The sequence below is a fragment of the Mesorhizobium ciceri biovar biserrulae WSM1271 genome (assembly GCF_000185905.1).
GTDB lineage: Bacteria > Pseudomonadota > Alphaproteobacteria > Rhizobiales > Rhizobiaceae > Mesorhizobium > Mesorhizobium ciceri.
Genome location: NC_014923.1, coordinates 5,388,027 through 5,410,605 on the forward strand (window position 1 = coordinate 5,388,027; position 22,579 = coordinate 5,410,605).

20 protein-coding genes are annotated in these 22,579 nt (G+C 64.7%); 14 read left to right on the forward strand and 6 right to left on the reverse strand.

Features of this window, described 5'->3' with window-relative positions; all coding sequences use genetic code 11:
* Positions 1 to 47 precede the first annotated feature (47 nt).
* From MESCI_RS26210 to MESCI_RS26230, 5 genes are read left to right on the forward strand one after another with little or no spacing between them, the layout of a single operon-like run.
* Positions 48 to 845, forward strand: coding sequence for an ABC transporter ATP-binding protein (locus tag MESCI_RS26210; protein WP_013532981.1), 798 nt, complete (start codon positions 48 to 50; stop codon positions 843 to 845).
* A complete protein-coding gene (locus MESCI_RS26215) occupies positions 842 to 1,591 on the forward strand; it encodes a branched-chain amino acid ABC transporter ATP-binding protein (RefSeq protein WP_013532982.1) in 750 nt (249 codons plus the stop codon). The genes MESCI_RS26210 and MESCI_RS26215 overlap by 4 nt, the downstream gene beginning before the upstream one ends.
* Positions 1,588 to 2,496, forward strand: coding sequence for a branched-chain amino acid ABC transporter permease (locus tag MESCI_RS26220; protein ID WP_013532983.1), 909 nt, complete (start codon positions 1,588 to 1,590; stop codon positions 2,494 to 2,496). The genes MESCI_RS26215 and MESCI_RS26220 overlap by 4 nt, the downstream gene beginning before the upstream one ends.
* Entirely contained in the window at positions 2,493 to 3,476 is a 984-nt protein-coding gene (locus tag MESCI_RS26225; RefSeq protein WP_164920072.1) for a branched-chain amino acid ABC transporter permease, read from the forward strand. The genes MESCI_RS26220 and MESCI_RS26225 overlap by 4 nt, the downstream gene beginning before the upstream one ends.
* The gene (locus MESCI_RS26230; protein ID WP_013532985.1) at positions 3,473 to 4,777 is read left to right on the forward strand and encodes an NAD(P)/FAD-dependent oxidoreductase; all 1,305 of its coding nucleotides are present in this window, start codon (positions 3,473 to 3,475) and stop codon (positions 4,775 to 4,777) included. Before MESCI_RS26225 ends, MESCI_RS26230 begins: the two co-directional genes overlap by 4 nt.
* Here MESCI_RS26230 and MESCI_RS26235 read toward each other — a convergent pair.
* Genes MESCI_RS26235 through MESCI_RS26250 form a run of 4 tightly spaced genes read right to left on the reverse strand, consistent with a single transcriptional unit; the run spans position 4,774 to position 9,120 of the window.
* Positions 4,774 to 5,442 carry a GntR family transcriptional regulator gene (locus MESCI_RS26235; protein ID WP_013532986.1) on the reverse strand — a complete coding sequence of 223 codons (669 nt, stop codon included), beginning with the start codon at positions 5,440 to 5,442 and terminating at the stop codon, positions 4,774 to 4,776. The genes MESCI_RS26230 and MESCI_RS26235 overlap by 4 nt on opposite strands.
* 16 nt (positions 5,443 to 5,458) lie before the next feature.
* Positions 5,459 to 6,769: an aspartate aminotransferase family protein gene (locus tag MESCI_RS26240; protein ID WP_164919964.1), complete on the reverse strand. Its 1,311-nt coding sequence runs from the start codon at positions 6,767 to 6,769 to the stop codon at positions 5,459 to 5,461.
* Positions 6,770 to 7,828: a phosphotransferase gene (locus MESCI_RS26245; protein ID WP_013532988.1), complete on the reverse strand. Its 1,059-nt coding sequence runs from the start codon at positions 7,826 to 7,828 to the stop codon at positions 6,770 to 6,772.
* Positions 7,825 to 9,120, reverse strand: a complete 1,296-nt coding sequence (locus tag MESCI_RS26250) for an ArgE/DapE family deacylase (RefSeq protein WP_164920073.1) — start codon at positions 9,118 to 9,120, stop codon at positions 7,825 to 7,827. Before MESCI_RS26250 ends, MESCI_RS26245 begins: the two co-directional genes overlap by 4 nt.
* 203 nt (positions 9,121 to 9,323) lie before the next feature.
* On the opposite strand from MESCI_RS26250, the gene MESCI_RS26255 reads away from it, so the two are divergent.
* The 8 genes from MESCI_RS26255 to MESCI_RS26290 all read left to right on the forward strand — a co-directional run bounded on the left by MESCI_RS26255 (position 9,324) and on the right by MESCI_RS26290 (position 18,416).
* Complete coding sequence (locus MESCI_RS26255; RefSeq protein ID WP_164919965.1) at positions 9,324 to 9,986, forward strand: GNAT family N-acetyltransferase; 663 nt, start codon at positions 9,324 to 9,326, stop codon at positions 9,984 to 9,986.
* Positions 9,983 to 12,709 carry a winged helix-turn-helix domain-containing protein gene (locus tag MESCI_RS26260; RefSeq protein WP_013532991.1) on the forward strand — a complete coding sequence of 909 codons (2,727 nt, stop codon included), beginning with the start codon at positions 9,983 to 9,985 and terminating at the stop codon, positions 12,707 to 12,709. Before MESCI_RS26255 ends, MESCI_RS26260 begins: the two co-directional genes overlap by 4 nt.
* 83 nt (positions 12,710 to 12,792) lie before the next feature.
* Positions 12,793 to 13,914, forward strand: a complete 1,122-nt coding sequence (locus MESCI_RS26265) for a class II histone deacetylase (RefSeq protein WP_013532992.1) — start codon at positions 12,793 to 12,795, stop codon at positions 13,912 to 13,914.
* A gap of 4 nt (positions 13,915 to 13,918) precedes the next feature.
* On the forward strand, positions 13,919 to 14,776 hold the full coding sequence (gene urtB, locus MESCI_RS26270) for an urea ABC transporter permease subunit UrtB (protein WP_013532993.1): 858 nt from the start codon (positions 13,919 to 13,921) through the stop codon (positions 14,774 to 14,776).
* Positions 14,773 to 15,759: a branched-chain amino acid ABC transporter permease gene (locus MESCI_RS26275; protein ID WP_013532994.1), complete on the forward strand. Its 987-nt coding sequence runs from the start codon at positions 14,773 to 14,775 to the stop codon at positions 15,757 to 15,759. Before urtB ends, MESCI_RS26275 begins: the two co-directional genes overlap by 4 nt.
* The gene (locus MESCI_RS26280; RefSeq protein ID WP_013532995.1) at positions 15,756 to 16,460 is read left to right on the forward strand and encodes an ATP-binding cassette domain-containing protein; all 705 of its coding nucleotides are present in this window, start codon (positions 15,756 to 15,758) and stop codon (positions 16,458 to 16,460) included. Before MESCI_RS26275 ends, MESCI_RS26280 begins: the two co-directional genes overlap by 4 nt.
* Positions 16,461 to 16,462: 2 nt before the next feature.
* Entirely contained in the window at positions 16,463 to 17,164 is a 702-nt protein-coding gene (locus tag MESCI_RS26285) for an ABC transporter ATP-binding protein (protein ID WP_013532996.1), read from the forward strand.
* Positions 17,165 to 17,267: 103 nt separating this feature from the next.
* A complete protein-coding gene (locus MESCI_RS26290; RefSeq protein ID WP_245265311.1) occupies positions 17,268 to 18,416 on the forward strand; it encodes a substrate-binding protein in 1,149 nt (382 codons plus the stop codon).
* Between the two features lie 48 nt (positions 18,417 to 18,464).
* On the opposite strand, the gene MESCI_RS26295 is transcribed toward MESCI_RS26290, so the two are convergent.
* Both MESCI_RS26295 and MESCI_RS26300 read right to left on the reverse strand, forming a co-directional pair.
* A complete protein-coding gene (locus tag MESCI_RS26295; protein WP_013532998.1) occupies positions 18,465 to 20,111 on the reverse strand; it encodes an acetolactate synthase large subunit in 1,647 nt (548 codons plus the stop codon).
* Positions 20,112 to 20,195: 84 nt separating this feature from the next.
* On the reverse strand, positions 20,196 to 21,533 hold the full coding sequence (locus MESCI_RS26300) for an aromatic ring-hydroxylating oxygenase subunit alpha (protein WP_164919966.1): 1,338 nt from the start codon (positions 21,531 to 21,533) through the stop codon (positions 20,196 to 20,198).
* A gap of 128 nt (positions 21,534 to 21,661) precedes the next feature.
* Here MESCI_RS26300 and MESCI_RS26305 point away from each other — a divergent pair, with 128 nt between their 5' ends.
* A complete protein-coding gene (locus MESCI_RS26305; protein ID WP_013533000.1) occupies positions 21,662 to 22,579 on the forward strand; it encodes a LysR family transcriptional regulator in 918 nt (305 codons plus the stop codon).

A 22,579-nucleotide genomic window follows, 5' to 3' on the forward strand; every position in this document is an offset into this window, starting at 1 on the left:
AATCATAATCAGGAGGCGGCAGCGATCGTCTTCGGCCAGAGGGTTTGATGAGCGAGGCAACCAAACGGCAAGGGGAAACCCGCGCGCCGGTTCTGACGGCAAGGAATGTCGTCAGGCGGTTCGGCGGCCTTGTCGCGGTCAACGACGTCTCGTTTAACGTCAAAGCGGGCGAAATCCTCGGCCTCATCGGCCCCAACGGCGCCGGCAAGACGACGATGTTCGACCTGCTTGCCGGCAGCATATTGCCGACCAGCGGCGAAATCCTTCTCAACGGCGCGCGCGTCTCGGGCGAAGCAGCACATCTGCGCATCGGACGCGGTCTCGGCCGCACGTTTCAGATACCGCGCCCGCTGCCCAACCTGACGCTGATCGAAAACATCATGCTGGCGGCACAGGGTCAGGCCGGCGAAAAGCTGCTTGCCAATTTCGTCACGCCATGGCGCGTCGCCGCGCAGGAAAGGGCCGCCAGGACAAAGGCGCTTGAACTGCTGGAACTGGTCGCCCTCGCCCATCTCGCGCATGAGCCGGCGCGCGTGCTTTCCGGCGGCCAGCGCAAGCTGCTCGAACTCGCCCGCGTGATGATGGCCGATCCGGCGATCATCTTGCTCGACGAACCGGCGGCCGGCGTCAACGCGACGCTGCTCGAAGTCATCATCGACCGCATCCGCGACATCAATGCGCGCGGTATCACCTTCCTGCTGATCGAGCATAATATCGACATGGTGACGCGGCTCTGCCATCGCGTCCTCGTCATGGCGAGCGGCCAGTTGCTCAGCGAAGGCACGGCCGAAGAGGTCGCTCGCGACCCGCGCGTCATCGAGGCCTATCTCGGAGGCGCGGCATGAGCGAGATCGTTCTCGATGTCCGCGACCTCGAAGCCGGCTACGAGCCCGGCGTGCCGATCGTGCGCGGCGCCTCGATCACCGTCGCCAAGGGCGAGATCGTCGTGGTGCTCGGCCCCAACGGCGCCGGCAAGTCTAGCTTCATCAAGGCCATCGCCGGCCTCGTCCCGATCACCGGCGGCACAGTGTTTCTGGACGGCAAGGACATCACTGCCGCGCCGGCCCACACCATGGTGCGGCTCGGGCTGGCCTTCGTGCCGCAGACCGAAAACATCTTCCCACTGATGTCGGTCGAGGACAATCTCAGAGTTGCTTGCGGCATCCTTGAGCGGCGCGAAATTCCTGCGCGCATCGAGGAGATGTATGCCGCCTTCCCCGATCTCGTCCGCCAGCGCCGCACCGCCGCCGGCAACCTCTCGGGCGGACAACGGCAGATGCTCGCCGTTGCGCGGGCGCTGATCGTCCACCCCAAGGTGCTGGTGCTAGACGAGCCGTCGGCCGGCCTGTCGCCGAAATTCGTCTCGATGGTGTTCGAGATGCTGGCCGGCATCCGCAAGTCCGGCGTCACTGTCCTGCTCGTCGAACAGAATGCCAAGGCAGCGCTCGCCATCGGCGACCGCGCCTATGTGCTGGTCGAAGGCAAAGACCGGCACGAGGGCATTGCTTCCGAGCTGTGGAACGATCCGGTGGTCGCCGAACTCTATCTCGGCCAGCGCCCCCGCAAGTCCGGCACAGGAGGTGGGGCATGAGCCTGCAATTTGTCGTCGACGGATTGCTGACGGGTTCGATGATCGGCTTGGGCGCCATCGGCGTGACGCTTACCTATTCGATCCTGCGCTTCTCGAACTTTGCCCATGGCGACTTCATGGCCTGGGGCACCTATGCGACGCTGGCCGTCGTCAGCGCCATCGGCGCGACAGTCGGCAAGGTGGCACCGATCGCACCGCTGTCCTTCGGCTGGCCGCTGATTGTCGCGCTGGTCGTCGGCATGGCGTTCACCGCTTTGCTGGCGCTGCTGCTCGACAAGGTGCTGTTTTCGCGGCTGCGCTCGCAAGGCCAGGCGATCATCGTGGTGATGGCGAGCTTCGGTGCCTCGATGGCGCTGAGAAGCCTGCTCGAATTCACCTTCACCTCGCGGCCGACCTATTTCAGCCGGGCGATCCAGATCGCCATGCCGGTCGGCTTCGGCATCCGCATCACATCAGACCAGATCGCGCTTTTGCTGCTGACCGCGGTGCTGGTGCTCGCCGTGCATCTGTTGATGACGCGCACGCAGACCGGCCGCTCGATGCAGGCCCTGAGCCAGAACGCGGCACTGGCCCGCATCGTCGGCATCGACGTCGCCAGCGTGGTGCGCGTCACCTGGGTCATCGGCGGGGCGCTGGCCTGCGTGGCCGGCGTGATGATCGGCATCCTGGTGCAGATCCGCCCGTTCATGGGCTTCGACATGCTGCTGCCGATGTTTGCCGCCGCCATTCTCGGCGGCATCGGCAGCATCCCCGGCGCCGTGCTCGGCGGCCTGATCATCGGGCTCGCCGAGGCCGGTGCCGTGCAGCTGATCGGCGCCGAATGGCGCGCCGCCGTCTCCTTCATCATCCTGATGGCGGTGCTGTTCGTGCGGCCGATCGGCCTGTTTGGTGTGAGGGAACGCTGATGGATCTGATCGGCTACGGCGCCTTCTTCCTGACCACCGCGCTGATCTTTTCGCTGGTCACGCTGGGGCTCAATTTGCAGTGGGGCCTGACCGGCCTGTTCAATGTCGGCCTTGCCGGCTTCGTCGCCATCGGCGCCTACACCTCGGCATTGCTGACCACTCCCGACGACGCCGCGCGGCTGGGTGGCCTTGGCCTGCCGATCGTTGTCGGCTGGGCGGGCGCCATGGTCGTCGGCGGCATTGCCGCGGCGTTAACTGGCATGGCGACGCTGCGGCTCAGGTCCGACTATCTGGCGATCACCACCTTCGGCGTCGCCGTCGTCGTGCAACTGGTCGCGCTCAACGCGCAGAAACTGACCGGCGGCCCGTTCGGCATCGGCTTCATCCCGCGCCCCTTCGGCAGCCTTGCCGAGACGCCGCTGCTGTTCAACCTGTCGAACCTTGCCGTGGTCGCGGCGGTGACTCTGGTCGCCTATTTCGCTCTGGAACATCTGTCGCGCAGCCCGTGGGGCCGCGTGCTGAAGGCGCTACGCGAGGATGAGCGGGCGGCGATCTCGCTTGGCAAGAGCGCGCGTTTCTACCGAGTCCAGGCCTTTGCCGTGGGCGGCGCCATCATGGCGCTGGCCGGTGCACTGCAGGCGCATTTCACCGGCTTCATCGCGCCGGACAATTATTTGCCGATCCTGACTTTCCAGGTCTGGGTGATGCTGATCGTCGGCGGCTCGGGCAGCAATCTCGGCGCCGTCGTCGGCAGCATCCTGGTCTGGGCGATATGGGCTGGGTCGGGCACGCTGACCAGCATCCTCTTCCCGCCGGAACAGCAGGCTCGTGCCGCCGCGCTGCAGATCGCCGCCATCGGCGTCATGCTCTGCGTTATCCTGCTGGTCCGGCCGAACGGGCTGTTCGGCGACAGGCCACGGCGGCCTTGGCTCGGCAAGCGGACGAAGGTGACTACGGCCAAAAGCGTTTCCCCGTCATGAATGCCGCGGTTCGGCAGGAAGCGCATGGCGCTTCACTCTGGCTTGCCGTCAGCCGCGACCGCCGCGAACGGCCGGCGCTGCAGGGTAAGCTCGATGTCGACCTGGCCATTGTCGGCGGCGGCTTTTCGGGCCTTTCAACCGCGCTGCACGCCGCCGGCAAAGGCCTTTCCGTCGCCGTTCTCGAAGCCGAATTCATCGCCTGGGGCGCAACCGGCAGGAATGCTGGCTTCGTCGTGCCGAACTTCGCCAAGATGGACCCGGTCGATATACTGGCCCATCTCGGACCGTCGCGCGGCGAAAGGCTGATCGATTTCGCCGCCGGCAGCGCCGACCTGGTTTTCCGCCTGATCCGGCAGCACGGCATCGACTGCGACGCCGTGCAGAACGGATGGATCCAGCCGGCGCATTCGCCTGCCGCCCTCGAGAAGGTCAAATCACGTGCCGGGCAATGGGCGCAGCGTGGCCGGCCGGCAGCCACATTGGATCGGCAGGAAATCGAAACACTGACCGGCGTGCCAGGCTATGTCGGCGGCTGGATGGATCGTTCCGGCGGCGTGCTCAATCCGGTCGCCTATGCGCGCGGGCTCGCGGATGCGGCGGAGAAGGCCGGCGCGAAGATCTTCGAGCAGACGCGCGTCACCTCGGTTGATCGGACAGCCGATGGTTGGATGCTGAAAACGCCATCTGGCTCAGTACGCGCGGGCAAGGTGCTGATCGCCACCAACGCCTATGGCCGGTCCCTCAATCCGTCATTGCAGCGAACCTATTTCCCGCTCAAGGTTTTCCAGATCGCAACAGCGCCGCTGCCTCGTGAAGTGCGCAGCCGGTTGCTTCCCGGTGGGCAAGGTGTCGGCGACACCAGGCGCAATCTGTTCACTTTCCGCTTCGACGCCGAAAACCGGCTGATCAGCGGCGGCATGCATATCCTTGGCACCGGTGCCGACACGCGCGTACCCCAGACGATCTGGCGAAGGCTTGGCCGGCATCTCGACCTGCCCGACCTGCCGCCACTCGCCTATAGCTGGTCGGGAATGGCCGCGGTCGAACCGGATTTCCTGCCGCACCTGATCGACCTCGGTCCGGGACTGATCGCCGGTCGCGCCTGCAACGGGCGCGGCATCGCCATGACGACGGCGATGGGCAAGGTTCTGGCCGACTGGGCCGCCGGCACCGACGCCCGCGACCTGCCGCTGCCCTTCGCGCCGCCGGCGCCAATACCGTTCCACGCCGTGCTGCGGCACGCGCCCAACATGCTGCTCGGCTGGAGCATGCTGCGCGACCGGCTGGACGGGACGAGCTAGGCCGACGGCTCCCTGGCAGTGTCAAGGTTTGCAGACAGCACAGCGGCCGCCACGGCGATGTCCTCTTCTATGAAAATCCGCACAGTGGGACCGCTGCGCTGCTCCAGTGCGGCGACGATCTTGCGATGCGCGTCGTTGGACTGCGGGATGTAGCGATCGGCCTGCATCAGCAGCTTGAGATAAGGCCCGACCCGCCCCCAGAGGTCGCGGATCATGTTCAAAAGGATCGGCGCGCCGGCATGCTGGTAGATGGCGAAGTGGAACGCCTCGTTCAATGAGAGATAGGCCCTGGCGTCGCCGGCCTCGATGGCACGCTGCATGCCGGCGAGCGTCGCCTGGATGTCAGCCAGCCCGCTTTTGCTCATCCTGGTCGCCGCCATCTCGCCCGCCAGTCCCTCGACGGCGATGCGGATGCGCGTCAGCTCCTCGAAGGCAGGCGCGGACAGCAACGGCACGATGACCGAGCGGTTGTTCTGCATCTCGAGCAGCCGCTCGGCGACAAGCCTCTGCAGCGCCTCGCGGATCGGTGTCGTCGAGATGCCGAACGTCTCGGCGAGCTTGCGTATGACCAGCGCCTGGCCCGGGCTGAAGCCACCGGAAATCAGCTCCTGCTTGAGCGCGCCATAGGCGCGGTCATTCAGGGTTTGATGTTCAAGCTTCAGCATACGCGGGCCGCTCCGATCACCAGTTCGACAGAGCGCGATCGAGCGTCTCGGCCAGTTGCTCGGCATTGTCCCTGGCAAAGGGCAGTGGCGGCCTGATCTTCAGCACATTGCCGCGCGGACCGCAGGACGAGATCAGCACGCCGTCCTCGCGCATGGCTTCGACGACCGCCGATGTCTTGGTGGCGGCCAGAGCCTCATCGCCGTCCGCCGTCAGCTCGACGCCGAAATAGAGGCCGTTGTGCCTGACATCAGCGACCGCGCCGTGCCGGCCCTGCAGGGCGCGCAGCAGTTCACTCGTATAGGCGCCGACATTGCGCGCATTCTCGATCAGCCCCTCGCCTTCGATGACATCGAGAACGGCGAGGCCGACAGCGGCCGCGACCGGGTTGCCGCCGAAGGTGTTGAAGTAGCCGGTGTTCGAACCGAAGGAGGCGACAAGCTGCGGCCGCACGAGCACGGCGCCCATCGGGTGCCCATCGCCGATCGGCTTGCCCATCGAGACGATGTCAGGCTCGATGCCATAGTTTGCGAAGCCCCACATGCCCTGGCCAAGCCGGCCGAAGCCGGACTGGACCTCATCGGCGATGACGATGCCGCCGGCCTTTTTGACGTGATCGGCTGCCTCGCGCATCACCTTCGCATCGGGAAAGAAAATGCCGTCGCTGGAAAAGGCCGAGTCGAGAAGCAGCGCCGCCGGCTTGATGCCTTTTGCTCGCATGTCCTCTATGGCAGCGGCGACATTTCCGGCGAAATCATGCGCGGCCCGGCCATGGTCGCGGAACGTGTCCGGCGCTGCCACCGTGCGGTGGTGCGCTGGCACCCCCTTTGCCCCGACCGCCGCCGGCGACAGTTGCGCCGTCGCTATGGTGGCGCCGTGATAGGCGAAATCGGTGATGATCACCCCGGTGCCGCCGCTGGAATGCTGGGCAATGCGGATGGCAAGGTCGTTCGCCTCGCTGCCGGTGCAGGTGAACATGGCGTGGCCGAGATGGACCGGAACGGTGCCGAGAAGCTTTTCCGCGTAATCGAGGATGATCTCGCTGAGATAGCGTGTGTGGGTGTTGAGCGTTGCGGCCTGCCTCGAAAGCACCTCGACGACGCGCGGATGGCAGTGGCCGACCGAGGCGACGTTGTTGTAGGCGTCGAGGAACTTGCGGCCCTGGGCATCGTAGAGCCACACACCGCTGCCGCGCACCAGATGAATAGGGTTGCGGTAGAAGGTGCGGTAGGTCGGCCCGAGCAGCGTGGCGCGGCGTTCGAGCAGCGCGCGCTCCGATGCAGCCGCGTCGGCATTTGCGGGGTATGGCGAGGACTGGGACACGAGCATCTACTCCGGATTGGAATGGTCGAGAAAATAGCGGCGGGCATCGGTGGACGACAGGCCGTTCAACCGTTCGAGTGAAGCCCAGACTTCGGTGGCGAGGCGCAGCACGTAGTCGCGCTTGGCCGGGAAACGCTGGGCCTGCCAGCTGGCGATGTTGACGATGAGCGCAAGTCGGGCACGGATCAGATCGAAGAGAATGCCAATCTCTTCCTCCTCCAGTGGTTGGAGCGACTGATAACCTGCGACAAAGCGCGCCGCCGGTGCCAGCGGATGGCCTTCCGCCGGCCAGCGGTAGACGGCGCCGATGGCGAGGTCGCAGATCAGCGGCGAATGGATCATGTCGCCGAAATCGAGAATGCCGCTGACGACCTCCGGCCGCGAAGCATCCATCACCACATTGTAGGAATTCATGTCGTTGTGGACGATCTGCGCGCGCAAGGTGGGAATAACCGGCGCTGCATGCTGCTCGAAGGAGTCGATCGCGCGCTCGACCATCGCCCTCCGAGTCGGATCAGTGATGTGCGCCATCATCGGCCGTGTCTTGGCGACCTTGCGGATGTCCCAGAGCAGGTCGCTGCCGGCGGCCGGGTGGAAGAAGCCGCGCAGCGCCCTGCCAAGGCGGGCGAGGAAGATGCCGAGATTGCGATCCTGCGCCTCGGAAGTCGGCGAGCGCGACAGCAACTGACCGGGCAGATAGGTCACCAGCCGGATGATGCGCGGCGCCGATCCAGCGACTCTAACCGCGAACTGCGCCTCATCCTCGAGGCTTTTGCGCACCGAGGGAACCGGCAAGGTGGGGTCGACCGCAAGGATGTGGTCGAGCGCCTTGTTCTGGAAATCGGTGAAGCCAGCTTCTTCCGCCGGATGGGAGATCTTCAGGACGAACTCGCCCTCGCCGTCGGTCTGAACATGGAAATTGTGGTCGCGTTCGCCAGGCAGCGGACGCGCGGTGCCGGTCAGCCCGTAGTGCCGGCGCAGGATGGCGAGCGCGTCGGCCGTGGAGACATCCGGTGCGTCCTCGGCGAGTGTTTCGCCGAACGCATCGGGCACCGCCGCATTCATGGCTTAGCCTCGATAGGTTCGAGGCCACACCAGTCGGCGATGAACAGCGCGATCGTCTGGGTGACCTTGCGCACCGAGTCGAGATCGACGGCCTCGTCATAGCCATGCGGCATGCGGCAGATCGGGCCGTAGACGATCGCCGGCGTGTCGGCATAGAGGCCGAAGAAACGTGCATCGGTGGTCGCCGAGGTGACGTGTTCCGTCAGCGGCTCGCCCCACACGGCGGTATGGCTGCGGCGCAGCACCGCTTCCATCTCGTCGGCGCCCTCCAGCACATAGCCCTCGGCCATGAAGCCATTGTAGGTCATCTTGGGTGGTCGGTTGGCCAGGAACGGATCGGCGCGCGCCGCATCGGCAATGCAGGCCTCGAGCTCGGCCCTGGCGTCTTCGAGCCTCTGGCCGGGATAGGTGGCGACGCGCATCTCGAAGACACAGCGCGCCGGAACGCTCGATGTCCACTCGCCGCCTTCGATCTTGCCGAGGTTGAAGCGGATCGGATGCGGGTGATCATGGAAATGCCTGTCATCGACCTTGCGCGCGTTCCAGACGATTTCGAGCTGCTTCAGCGCCTGAATGATGACGAAGGCCTTTTCGATGGCATTGGCGCCGGCCGAAAATGCACCCGACGCATGCTGCGGATCGCCGTCGACCTCGACCCTGAACCAGATCGGCCCGACCTGCGCCCGCATCAGCCGCGGCTCCAGCGGTTCGGGAATGAAGGCGGCGTCGGCGCGATAGCCGCGCTGCAGGCATGCAAGCGCGCCATTGCCGGTGCATTCCTCCTCGACCACCGACTGGAGATACACGTTCGCGGCCGGCTGATAGCCAAGGCTACGCAAGGCGCTCAGCGCATAGAGGCAGGCGGACAGGCCGGCCTTCATGTCGCCGGCGCCGCGGCCATGCATCCAGCCATCCTCGATCGCCGGATCGTAGGGATCGCGCACCCAGCGGTCGAGCGGTCCGGTCGGAACGACATCGATATGGCCGTTGAGGATCAGCGAGCGGCCGGTCGCGTTTCGCGGCGTGTGGGTAGCAACGACGTTGAAGGCATCGTCGTAAGAGACCGCCACGGGTGAAAAACCCGGCAGGTTGCGAATCACGTCGACATCGACGCGCCACATGTCGACCGCGTAGCCATCCGCCTCGTAGGCGGCGGCCATAAACGACTGCGCGGGGTGTTCCTCGCCACGTTGGGAGGGAAAGCGCACGAGGTCTTGCAGAAACGCGACCTGTCGGGCGAAGCCATCATCGACTGCCCTCAGAATGGCCTCATCCGCAATCCGCTCAGGCATCATATTTTACTTTCATCTGGATGGTGTATCATATCTCATATGCCATTCCTGTGAAATGCAAGAGGCATGCGCGCCAAACTTTCAGTCCAGGACTTGCCGTTCGATGCTGCCATGGTCTTGGAGAGTTGGCATCGGATGCAGCAAGCCGATACTGCTATCTCTGGAAGACATGACGAGGGAATGCGTTGATCACAGAAGACACGATGCCCGCCGAAATCACCGATCTCGCCATTGGCTACCATCGCCTGCCGGCTGGCAAGCTTGCCAATGCGGTGACCTGGATGGAAGCGCGCACGCCGCAGCCGGATCTCGCGCGCCCCTTGGGCATGACACGGATCACGACGCCCGATTGCGTTTCCTACCGGGCGATCTTTCTCGAGATCGGCGCACCCTGGCTGTGGGACCGCGTTTCCGAAATGTCCGATGCCGAAATCACCGAGCATTTCGCCGACCCGCGCCAGCATCTCTACTACGGCCACGGCGAAACCGGCGCGCATCTCGGCATGGTCGAGTTCTTCGTCGCCGACAGTAACGAGATCGAGATCACCTATTTCGGCCTGTTCCCGTCCCTGACCGGCCGCGGTTTCGGCAAACGGCTGATGGCCGGGGCACTGGAGCTCGCATGGCGTCTCAACCCGAGCCGCATCTGGCTGCATACAAGCAGCTTCGATCATCACAGCGTCATCGGATTCTACAGCGCCTGCGGGTTCGTGCCCTTCGCTACCGGATTTGAGATCGTCGACGATCCCCGTATCAAGGGAACCTTGCCGCGCGATGCCGCACCGCAAATTCCGCTGATCGAAGCGGAGTGGAGCGGCTGCGGCGACTCTCCCCCAGAGAGCTACAGGCTGTGCGGACCTAGATGAGAACAGCTCCGCAATCCGTCAGCCAAGCGTCGCCGCACCATCGCCGATGGGTGCGCCGCGAGACCATTCTGTCGACGCTGGAGCGTCATATCGACACCCGCATCGTGCTGTTCGCCGCGCCCGCCGGCTTCGGCAAATCGACGACGATGGCGCAATGGGCTGCGGAAATCGCACGCCACGGCAGGCTGACGGCATGGCTGTCCTGCGAGGCGACGGACAATGATGAGGGCGCCTTCCTATCGCATCTGGTGGGCGCGCTGCGCCATCTGGTCCAGAGCCCGGCGGAACTCGACCTTGCCTTCCAGTCGAGCCCCATCCCGCAGCTCGATGTCGTGCTCGCGGCACTTGTGGCGGGTCTGGCGGCGCGCGAGGCCGACATCACCCTGTTCTTCGACGATTACCACGCCGTCGAGGCGCCGGCGGTGAAGCGGTTCATGGAGCGCCTGACCCGGCAGGCGCCGGAAAATGTTGCTTTCGTCATCGGCTCACGCAGCCTGCCCGACCTGCAGCTCGGCAAGCTCCGGGTGCTTGGCGACGTTTTCGAAATCGGCCCCGACGATTTGCGTTTCGCCTCGTCCGAGGCCGAAGCTTTCTTCAACGACAAGTTGGGCCTGAGCGTCAGCAGCGGCACGGTGGAGACCTTGTGCTCGCGCACCGAAGGATGGGCCGCCGGCCTGCAACTGGCCTCTTTGTCACTGAGTGCCGCGCATGCACCGGAAACCGTCATCGGCAATTTTACCGGCGCCAACCGAAACGTCGCCGACTTCCTGATGGGCGAAGTGTTCCTGGAACTGCCGCCGGCGATCGCAAAATTCCTGCTCTACAGCTCGATCTTCGAACGCTTCAGCGCCGAGGCCTGCCGGGCGGTGATGCGCGCGGCCGACGCCGAAGCGGCGATCACCGAGATCGAGACGCGCAACCTGTTCCTGGTGCCGCTCGACGAAGAGCGGCGCTGGTTCCGCTTCCATCATCTGTTCCGCGATTTCCTCAGCCGCGAAATGGAACGGCGCGAACCGGAGATGATCGCGCCGCTGCATCTGGCGGCCGCCGAATGGTTCGGCGAGCGCAAGATGCTGACAGAGGCGATCGGGCACGCGCTGGCCGCCGGCGACCAGGCCCGCGCGGCGGTGTTCGTGGAGAACAATGCGCTCGACCTCATCGCCCAGTGCCAGCTTCTCTACGTGCGCCAGCTGCTGGCACTGCTGCCGAGGAAGCTGATCGACCAGCGCATTCGGCTGCAGCTGGTCGTGCTGTGGTTGGCGGTGCACAGCAGCCAGCCGGAGATTGCCCAACAGACGCTGAGCAATGCGCGCAAGCTGGTCGAAGCCGGACCGACCGACAGCAACGACCCGGGCACGATGACCGGCACAACGATCGAGGCCGAGCTCGTGGTTCTCGCCGCCGCCGTTCACAGCACGCTGGAGCAGTTCGATCAGGCGCGCGACACAGCCCTTGCGGCCCTGCGCGTCATCGCGCCAGATGCCTGGTTCATGGAGGGCGCGACCGCCAATGTCATCGGCTACAACCTCTACGCGCTGGGTGACCTTGAAGGTGCCCGCGCCGCGATCGATGCGGCACGCCGGGCGCATGAGCGAAGCGGCAGCCTGCTCGGCGTCACCATTGCCAATTGCTACATGGCCGTGATCGAGCGTTCGGCGGGCCGCTTGCCCGCCGCCGAGCGGCTGCTGCGCAACGCGATCATCGAGGCTCGGGCGCGGATCGGTGCAAACTCCTATGCCGAGGCCCTGGCCGGCACGCTGCTTGCGGAACTTGCCTATGAGACCAATGCGTCGGGCGAAGCGCTGACCCTGGTCGAGAATCTCGGACCGCAGATCGAGGGCGCGGCGGTCATCGTCTATCCCCTGGCCAGCGTGCCGACCTATGCCCGCGTGCTGCAGCTGACCGGTCGCACCGAAGCGGCACTGGATATGCTTGAACGCGTCTATCAACGCGTACACGGCACGGTGTATCGCCGCCTGGCATCGATGATCGTGCATGACCGCATACGTGTGCTGCTCGACCAGAACCGTATTGCCGAGGCGCGTGCGCTGCTGGCCGAGCATCGGGGCGAAGGGACCGAGGCTTCGGTGGTCATCACTACCGCCAACGAGTTCGAGTTCTTTGCCGAGGGCCGCCTGCTGACGGCCGAGAAATCCTATGCCGCTGCCGCGGGGGTTTTCGACGCGCTGCTCGAGCGCACGAAAGACAGCGGGCGCATGCGCCGCCATATATTGGCGCTGATCCTGCGCGCCAAAGCGGCCAGCGCTGCCCACGACCAACGCGAGGCAGACCGCAATCTCCTCAATGCGTTGCGTCTCGCCCAACCCTCCGGCTTCATCCGTTCTTTCGTCGACGAGGGAAGGCCTGTTGTCGAAGGGTTGATGCGGCTGCGCGCGGCCCAGGCGAAGACCGATCCCGCACTGTCAGCCTATGCGTCGCGCATCATCGATGCCGCGCAGGCGATGCCTGTCGCGACACGCAAACTGACCGCACCAGCCGCCGAGAAGGAACAGCTCACCCAGCGCGAGGCCGAACTGCTGCGCTATCTCACCGAGGGCATGTCCAACCGCGATATCGCCTTGGCGTTGTCGGTGAGCGAGACCACGGTGAAATGGCATCTGAAGAACATTTTCGGCAAGCTCGCGGTGACCAACCGGGTGCAGGCGGTGCGCGCCGCGCAAGGATCTGCAGGCGCCCATACCCCTCCGAAAGGAGGGGCATAGATAAGAGGCGCGACCCCACTTTCGGGTCGGGCCATCTGATCGTTAGCCTGCTAGCGTCACCTGGTTTTCAGAGGACGCTGCGGATGGCGACAGGCTACGTTTTTCACGAACAGCTGATGTGGCATGACACCGGCTCCAGCGCCGACATGATGCCGCCCGGCCGTTTCGTGGAACCCGGCCGGCATCTGGAATCCCCTGGCTCCAAGCGCCGGCTGAACAACCTCATCCAGGTCAGCGGCCTGTCGCGGCATCTGGTGCCGATCATCCCCGAGCCGGTCTCGGTCGACGACCTGTTGCGCGTGCACACGCAACGCCATGTCGACGATATTCGCATGCTCAGCGAACGCGGCTCCGGTTTCGCCGGGCCGCAGGCGCCGATCGGCCTCAACAGTTTTGACATCGCGCTGCTGTCGGCCGGCACCACCTATGCCGCGATGCGCGCCGTGCTGACGGGCCGCGTCGACAATGCCTATGCGCTGGCGCGGCCGCCGGGACACCATGCCGAGCCCGACCAGGCGATGGGCAACTGCCTGTTCTCCAACATTGGCGTCGCTGTCCGCCGGCTGCAGCATGAAGGCCTGCTCGGGCGCGCGGCGATAGTCGACTGGGATGTGCATCACGGCAACGGCACCGAGACGGTGTTCTATTCCGACCCGTCGGTTCTGACCATTTCCGTGCACCAGGACAATCTCTATCCGACCGGGCGCGGTGCGCTGGCCGACAACGGGAAAGATGCCGGCGAGGGCTTTAACATCAACATCCCGCTGCCGGCCGGCAGCGGAACCGGTGCTTATGAAGCGACTTTCGACCGCGTTGTCGCGCCGGCACTGCGCGCCTACAGGCCGGACCTCGTCATCGTCGCCTCCGGCTTCGATGCGTCCGGCTTCGATCCACTCGGCCGCATGATGCTCAACAGCGAATGCTTCAGGCGTCTCGCCGCGCGCATGGTTGCGCTGGCCGCCGAGACCTCGCAAGGGCGCCTGATGATGACCCATGAAGGCGGCTACTCCGAGGGCTATGTGCCGTTCTGCGGCCATGCCGTCATCGAGACGCTAGCCAATCACCGTACCGAAGTGGTCGACCCTTTGTCGGACCATATCGACGAATGGGCCGGGCAAGACCTGCAGCTTCATCAGGCCGCGGTGATCGATGCCGCCGAAGGCCTGCTCGCCGGCCTGCGCCAACGTCTCGCCAGTGCGGCCTGACGCGATGGATTTTGTCATCACCACGCTGCTCAATGCGCTGACGCTGATCAGTATCCTGATGCTGGTCGGGCTCGGGCTGGCGATCAGCTTCGGCCTGATGAACGTGACCAATTTGGCACATGGCGAGTTCGTCACCGTCGGCGCCTTCGCGGTCTATTTCGTCCAGAGCATGGGTGGCTCGTTCTGGCTAGGGCTGGCGGCTGCCCCCATCGCCGGCGCGGTGATCGGCTGCATCCTCGAATTCGCCATCATCCGCCATCTCTATTCCAGGCCGGTCTCAACTGTGCTTGCCACCTGGGGCGTCAGCCTGATCCTGCAGCAAGGGCTGGAACTGATCTTCGGTCTCGGCGCCAAGCCGGTGACGCCGCCTATCGAGGGCACGCTCGACCTCTTCTTCACCGTCTACCCGGCCTATCGGCTGATCCTGATCGGCATCGCCATGCTGACCTTGCTCGGCGTCATCCTGCTGATCAGCCGCACGTCCTTCGGTCTCGACATCCGCACCGTCATCCAGAACCGAGAAATGGCCGAGGGCGTCGGCATCAACACGCGGCGCACCTACGCCATCGCCTTCACCTTCGGCGCGGCCATCGCCGGGCTCGCCGGCGGACTGGTCGCGCCGCTGGCGATCGTGCTGCCGCAGATGGGGGTGAACTATCTCGCCAACGCCTTCTTCGTCGTCATTGTCGGCGGCGTCGGCTCGATCGGCGGCCTCGTCGCCGGCAGCGTCTTCGTCGGCGGGCTGACCAGCATCCTCAATTATCAGATCTCGCCGTCGCTGGCGCAGGCGGTCGTGCTGCTGGCGGCCATCGTCGCTGTCCGGCTTCGGCCCAACGGCCTGTTCAACGGAGCGTCGCGATGATCGCCCGCGACCGCAACTGGCTGCTGATCTTCGCCGCCTGCGTGGCGCTCGCGATCATCTATCCGTTCTTTGTCGGCGGGTATCAGCTGACCGTGATCCGCGACGCGCTGATCTTCGGCCTGTTCGCCGCGAGCCTCGACTTCTTCTGGGGCCGCACTGGAATCCTGTGTTTCGGCCACGCTGCGTTTTTCGGCATCGGCGGCTACATCATGGCGCTGATCACGCTCAACGATGCGATCTCCTTCGCCAGCCTGCTTGGCATCATCGGTGCGGTGGCCGGTGCGGCCTTGGTCTCCGCCATCATCGGCTACTTCCTGTTTTTCGGCGGCATCCGTGGCAGCTATTTCACTATCGTCATGCTGGCCATGGGCGTCATCTGCCAGCAGGCGGCGGTCTCCTGGAGCTCGGTCACCGGCGGCGACAGCGGGCTGATCGGCATTCCGCCGATTGCCTTCGATGTCGGCGGGCTGCACGTCGATCTCAGCCAGGACCTGCCCAGCTACATCTTCGTCTCGGCCATCGTCGCGGTGACCGTGCTGGCGCTGTGGTCGATCAGCCGTGGCCGCTGGGGTACGGTGCTGACCGCCATACAGGACAATGAAGTCCGGGCAGCAGCGCTCGGCCACAATGCGCCGTTGCGGCTGCTCGTCACCTTCGTCCTGTCGGCGGCGATCGCCGGCCTTGCCGGCGCGCTCTATGTCTGCATGGCGGGGTTGGTGGCACCGGATTTGTCCGGACTGCTTCTGTCGACGGAAGTCATCGTCTGGGTGGCGGTCGGCGGGCGCGGCACGCTGCTGGGGCCGGTGCTCGGCGCCATCTTCATCCAGCGTGCGCAGCAGACGATCAGCAGTTTCAACCCGAGCCTGTGGCCGCTATTGCTCGGCTGTGTCTTCGTCATCATCGTCTTCGTCCTGCCGGACGGCATCCTGTCGATCTACGCGCGACTGAAAGCCCTGTTCAAAGGCGGGAGGCGCGCACAATGAGCGACATCCTGCTCCAGGCCGAAAATGTCGGCATCCGCTTTGGCGGGCTGCAGGCGCTGGAGGCCCTGAACCTCACTGTACGCGACAAGGAACTCTGCTGCATCATCGGCCCGAACGGCGCCGGCAAAAGCACCTTCCTCAATGTGTTGACCGGTACGCTGCGCCCGACCAGCGGCAGCGTGCGCTTCCTCGGCCACGACATAGCCGGCCTGCCGCTGCATCGCATCGCCCGGCTCGGCATCGCGCGCAAGTTCCAGATCCCGTCCGTCTTCCCGAGCCTCTCGGTGGAAGACAATGTGAAGGTCGCCCGCTGGGGGGCGCCCTCGCCTGTGCGCCCGGTTGGCGAATTGCTGGAATTGGTCGCGCTGAGCAATCGCGCCGCCACACCGGCCGGCGAACTCGCGCATGGCCAGAAGCAATGGCTGGAGATCGGCATGGCGCTGGCAATCGAGCCGCGGTTGCTTTTGCTCGACGAACCCACCGCCGGCATGACGCCGCAGGAGACGCTGGCGACGGCCGATATGCTGCTACGCCTAAAGGGCGAGTTCTCGATCGTCGCCGTCGAACACGATATCCGCTTCGTACGGGCGCTGAACTGCGAGACGCTGGTGCTGCATCAGGGACGCCGCCTGCGCAGCGGTCCTTTCCATGACATCGAGACCGACGAAATGGTCCGCGATGTCTATCTGGGGAGGCGCTGATCATGCTGCGGACAATGGCGGTGTCGGCCGGCTACGGCCCGCTCCCGGTGCTGAACGGCATCGACCTCAGTGTCGCGCCGGGCGAAGTCGTCGGCCTGCTCGGCCGTAACGGCGCCGGCAAGACGACGCTGCTGCGCGTCATCGCCGGCGGCTTGCGAGCGAGCGGTGGCGCGGTGGTTCTCGGTGACAAGGACCTCACGAACGCGCCGGCCTTCCGCCGCGCGCGGGCAGGCATTGCGCATGTGCCGCAGGGGCGCGGGATCTTCAACCAGCTAACGGTGCGGCAAAACCTGGAGGTCGGCACCCGCGCTGCCAAGGACCGTGGCGACGGCGGCATTCCGGCCGACATCTTCGGCTATTTTCCAATCCTGCGCGAACGCGAAGCACAGATCGCAGGCACGCTTTCAGGCGGCCAGCAGCAGATGCTGGCGATCGGCCGCGCGCTCTGCGGCCTGCCGTCGGTGCTGCTGCTCGACGAGCCTTCGGAAGGCATACAGCCGAACATCGTGCAGTCGATCGCCGAGCTGGTGCCGCGCATCGCGCGCGAACGCGGCATCGCGATCGTACTGGTCGAGCAGAATCTCGATCTCGTTCTCAAGGCATCGGACCGCTGCCTGGTGATGGAGAAGGGCAGGATCGTCCATGAAGGCGCGCCGGAGGCGTTCGCCGACGAGACCCTGCTGAAGGACCTGTTGGCCCTATAGGGCGCGCCTGAAGCGCGCCTGGGAGCTTGTTGACTTGTAAGGCGTGCATGGGGCGCGTCTGGGACTGGAAGGGAACACAACAATGATAAGCAGAAGAACTGTCTTGAAATCCGGCGGCGCCGCGGCCGCTTTCGCCATGGTCGGTGCGCCGTCGGTCCTGCGCGCCGCCGACACCGTCAAGGTCGGCCTGTCGATCCCGATCACCGGGCTGCAGGCGATCCTCGGCGAGACGCTGCTCAATTGCTACAAGCTCGCCGCCGCCGAACTGAACGCCGCCAATGGCATTGGCGGGCGCCAGGTCGAGTTGTTCATCGAGGACAACCAGACCACGACCAAGGGTTCCATCGACAAGGCGCGCAAGCTCATCAACGAAGACAAGGTCGACGTGGTCATGGGCACGATCATTTCGCCGGAGCGAAGTGCTACGCTGTCGGTGACCTCGAAGGCCAAGAAGCTGTTCTTCTACCCGACCAATTTCGAAGGCGGCGAATGCAACCGCTACTTCGTCGCCACCGGCCCGATCCCGATGCAGCAGGTCGACCCGATGATGCCATGGGTGGCCGAGACGCTCGGCAAGACGATCTATGTCATGGCTTCCGACTATGCCTGGCCGCAGAAGATGACCGAGGCGATCACGGCGGCTTACGAAAAGGCCGGCGGCAAGATCATCGGCGCCGACTATTATCCGTTCGGCACCACGGATTTCGGCCCGGCCTTCCAGAAGATCAAGTCGCTGAAGCCCGACGTCGTGTGGTCGATGGTGGTCGGCAATGACGCGGTCACGCAGCTCAAGCAGTATCGCTCTTTCGACATCAAGCAGCCGCTGATCGCGCCGCTCGACGAGGTCTTCAACAAGGACGCGCTGCCGCCCGGCGTTGCGGCCGGCACCTACGCACCGCAGCCTTACTGGATGGCGCTCGATAATCCGGTCAACAAGAAGTTCATCGCGAGCTTCCGCGAGAAGTTCGGCAAGGAGAAGATGGTCAACGGCATCGGCGAGGCCGGCTACAACGGCCTGCATCTCTACGCCCTGGCCGCCGAGAAGGCCGGATCGCTGAAGGACGATGATGTGCTCAAGGCGCTGCCGACGATCGAGTTCGACGCGCCGCAAGGCAAGATCCGGGTCGATGCCAGCAACAACCACACGCTCTGCCATTCCTATGTCGGCAAGGCGGCCGCAGACGGCATCAGCTATGAAATCGCCAAGGATTTCGGCACCATCGCGCCGGTCACGCCTTACTGCAAGCTGTAGGAGCTCCGGCAACGGCTCCAGGCAATCCTGACGGCGGCTTTGCCGCCGTCAGGGCGTCTGCGGCGCCGGCAGCCGCTCGCGCAGTTCGTCGACGAGCACCCTGGTGTTTTCGGAATAGTCGATGGGCACGACGACGAGGTGCACGCCGCCGCCGGTGAAGGCCTGTTCCAGCGCCGGCCGCAAGTCGGCGATCTCCGTAACCCTGGTCCCCCTGGCGCCATAGGCCTCGGCATATCTGACGAAGTCGGGATTGCCGAAGGTCATGCCGAAATCCGGAAATTCGTCGACCGCCTGCTTCCAGCGGATCATGCCATAGGCATGGTCTTCGAGCAGCAGAACGACGAGATTGAGCTTGAGCCTGACGGCGGTCTCCAGTTCCTGGCTGTTCATCATGAAGCCGCCATCGCCACAGATGGCCATGACACGGCGCTGCGGATAGAGCAGTGCCGCCATCATCGCCGACGGCAAGCCCGCGCCCATGGTGGCCAGCGCATTGTCGAGCAGGATCGTGTTTGCCATGCGCGTCCGGTAGTTGCGCGCGAACCAGATCTTGTACATGCCATTGTCGAGGGCGAGGATCCCGTCCGGCGGCATCACGGCGCGCACGTCATGCACGATGCGCTGCGGCGTGAAGCGATCTTCGGTGGCGCGCGCGGCGATGCGGCTCAGAATGCCTTCCCGCAGCGGCAGCAAGGCCTGTGCATTGGGGACCTTGCCCTCGATGCGGTCGGCCAGCAGCGCCAGCGAAGGACCGAGGTCGCCGACGATTTCGGCTTGCGGGAAATAGACCTGCTCGACATCGGCTGAATGGTAGCCGACATGAATGACCTTCGGCCCCTTTGCCCCCATGATGAAGGGCGGCTTCTCCACCGTGTCGTGACCGATGGTGATGATCAGATCGGCCTGTTCGATGGCCTCGTGCACATAGTCGCGCTCCGAAAGGGCTGCCGTTCCCATATAGAGCTCCGTGCCGCCAGGCACGGTGCCCTTGCCCATCTGCGTGGTGAAATAGGGAATTTGCGTCCGCAGCACGAACTGGGCGACATCGGGAGTCACGCGCGGTCGGGACGCCGCCGCACCAAACATCAGCAGCGGACGCCTGGCTTCCATGATCATACGGGCGGCGCGATCAAGCGCGCCCGGGCTGGCCAGCGGCAGTTCGACCGGATGCGTTGGCACGAGTGCTACCGGTTCACACTCGGCCGCCGCAATGTCTTCCGGCAATTCAAGATGTACGGGGCCGGGACGCTCTTCTTGGGCGACACGGAAAGCTTCGCGAACCAACGAGGGGATCATCTTCGGCGAGACGATCTGACGCGACAGCTTGGTCAGCGGCTTCATCGCCGCGACGATGTCGACGATCTGGAAGCGCGCCTGCCGGGATGACAGGATGCCTTTCTGGCCGGTGATCATGATCATCGGCATCGCGCCGAGCAGCGCATAGGCCGAACCGGTCGAAAGGTTGAGCGCGCCCGGGCCAAGCGTGGTGATGCACACACCCGGCTTGCCGGTAAGCCTGCCATAGGTGGCGGCCATGAAAGCGGCTGCCTGCTCGTGGCGGGTCAGGATCAGCTGGATCGAGGAGCGGCGGATGGATTCGACGATGTCGAGATTTTCTTCGCCCGGAATGCCGAAAATCCGCTCGACCCCTTCGTTCTCGAGGGCCGCGACGAACAGATCCGAACCTTTGGTCATGACCACCTCTCCCGCAACATTCCGTCGGCCACCTTCATATGGCATCGGAATGCGACGCCTCAAAGAGGCATCTTCGGCTGCGGGTCAGCGGCGCGTGTTGCAGCTCGCCGCTTTCGGCGAGGCGAAAAGTTCCTTCGGTGCAGACCACTGGCTGAGCGGTGCGCCGCGCGTGCCGGTGATCAGTGAACGCAGTTCTGACAGATAGGTCTGCACGAAGAACGAGGTCTGGCTTTCCAGCGGCGTATAGGGACCCGGCCGGTAGGCGCGCGACATGATGCCGTCGGCATTGTCCTCGGTGATCTTCTTGTCCTGCACCGTGGTGACGTCCCACATCCAGCTGATCGCATCGGCGTCGATGTCGCCATCGGCGTCCTTGTCGACGAGCCAGGTCAGAATGACGTCGGTTTCCGTGGCGCTGCGCGGTATCATCTGGAACAGCGTGACATAATCATTGGCAGCACTTGCAAACGACAGGCGTCCGAGGCGGAAGCCGCTTTCGCCACCATCATAGGCGTGACGGCCGCCCATCAGGCATGAGACCCCCTCACCCGTATTGGACAGCGTGTTGCGGCCGGATCCGATCGGCTTGCGGTGCATGGCAAACGGCATCGTGTCGAGGTCGCCAGCCTGCCACGCGCCCTTGTGGAACTCGGCATCGCCGATGACGCTGTGCCAGGCCTCGATTTCATTCTGCCACTCGACCGCCTTGTCGGCGTCGCGGGTCGCGGTCACTTTGACATGGCCGTTGACGCGGTAATATTCGGGATGAGCCGGCCGGCAGTGATAGCATTCGAGGAAGTTCTCGAGCACCAGCTTCCAGTTCGCCTTGGTGAGATAGTTCTTGCGCGCGACGATGCGTGCACGGTCAAGGCCGTTTTCGCGCAAGCCGCCGGTCAGCCCGTCCGCGACAGGCTGGATGTCGGGCAGCGAATTGGCATCAAGGCCGCAGAACACGAGGCCGCCGAAATGCTTGCAGGGCACGCGGTGCAGTCCCAGCGCTTCCGGATCGACGCTTTCCGGTAGATCCTGCCGTGACTGCAACTCGCCGGTCAGCCTGAACGACCAGGCATGGTAGGGGCAGACCAGAAGCTTGCCGCGACCATCCTTGGCGCAGAGCCGCGAGCCGCGATGGGTGCAGACATTGTAGTAGGCCGCGATGTCCTCCTCGCCGTCGTCGAAGCGCACGACGATGATCTCCTCGTCGAAAAGCTGGCGCACGATGTAGCGGCCCTTTTCTGGGACCTCGCTGGCATGAGCGACAAGCATCCATTGACGCGGAAACCACAAGTCCCGTTCCAGCGCGAAGATGGCAGGGGCCGCGTAGAAGGCCTGTTCCAGCGACCAGTCCGGACGTTGCCGGTCGATCAGCCTGACGGTCTCGCTTCTGTCGATAGGCTGGCTGTTCGATGTGTAGGCCTGCACGGCAAACACCTTTCTGCTCGCTGGCGTTCGAATGACGTTTCGATAGAGTGTGCGATGCGGAAAGGCTTGCAGCAAATACAGAAATGATAGACCTTCATATCGAAAAGGCATGAAAGCAGGTTTGGATTGTGAAAACCCTCAAGACATCGCTTCCCCTGCTGAACGCCATGGTCGTCTTCGAGGCTGCCGCTAGGCATGGCGGGCTGACGCTGGCCGCACAGGAGCTCAACATCGCACAATCGGCGGTCAGCAGGCATGTCGCCAATCTCGAGCGCCAGCTGTCGGTCGAGCTGTTCACGCGCAGAGGCAACCGCGTCGCCGTCACCGGGGCCGGCAACACGCTGGCCGAAGCGATCCGCGAGGGTCTCGGCACCATCAGGCAAGCGGTCGAGGATTTGACCGCGCACGACAGCGATACATTCGTGATCGGCTGCAGCCACGACTTCGCGCAGGCATGGCTGATGCCGCGCTTCGGCCTCATCACATCGCAGGTTGCCGATGGCCGGGTGCTGCTGCAGACATCCACCGACTACAGGGATTTCGACCAGCCTGAAGTGGCATTGTCGATCCGTTTCGGCGAAGCCGGGCAATGGCCCGAATTCGTGACCGAAAAACTGCTCGAGGGTGAGTGGTTCCCGGTTTGCGCGCCCGCGTTCCTGGCGCGTTATCCGGCGCTCGCCTCGGAAGAGCCTGAGGCTTTCCTGGCAGTGCCGCTGCTGCATCAGGTGACGCCGCCGGCCGCGATCGACAGTTGGCAATCGTGGGTCGGAACCGACCGGAAACTCGACGGACCTCGGTTCACCGGCTACATGTCGATGATACACGAAACCATCGCCGGGCGCGGCGCGGCGCTCGCCTGGGCGGGATTTGCGGACGAGCATCTGCGCCGCGGCCAGCTCGTCCGGCTGACCAAGACCTCGCGGCGCCACGCCGGCTCCTTCCACATCGTCATGAGGAAGAACGCCGGCCCGGTTGTCAGGGCGGTGGCGCAGGCGCTGCTCGGCAGCGTCGGCGACAGCTTGCAGGCAAGGGCCGGGGGCAGCTGA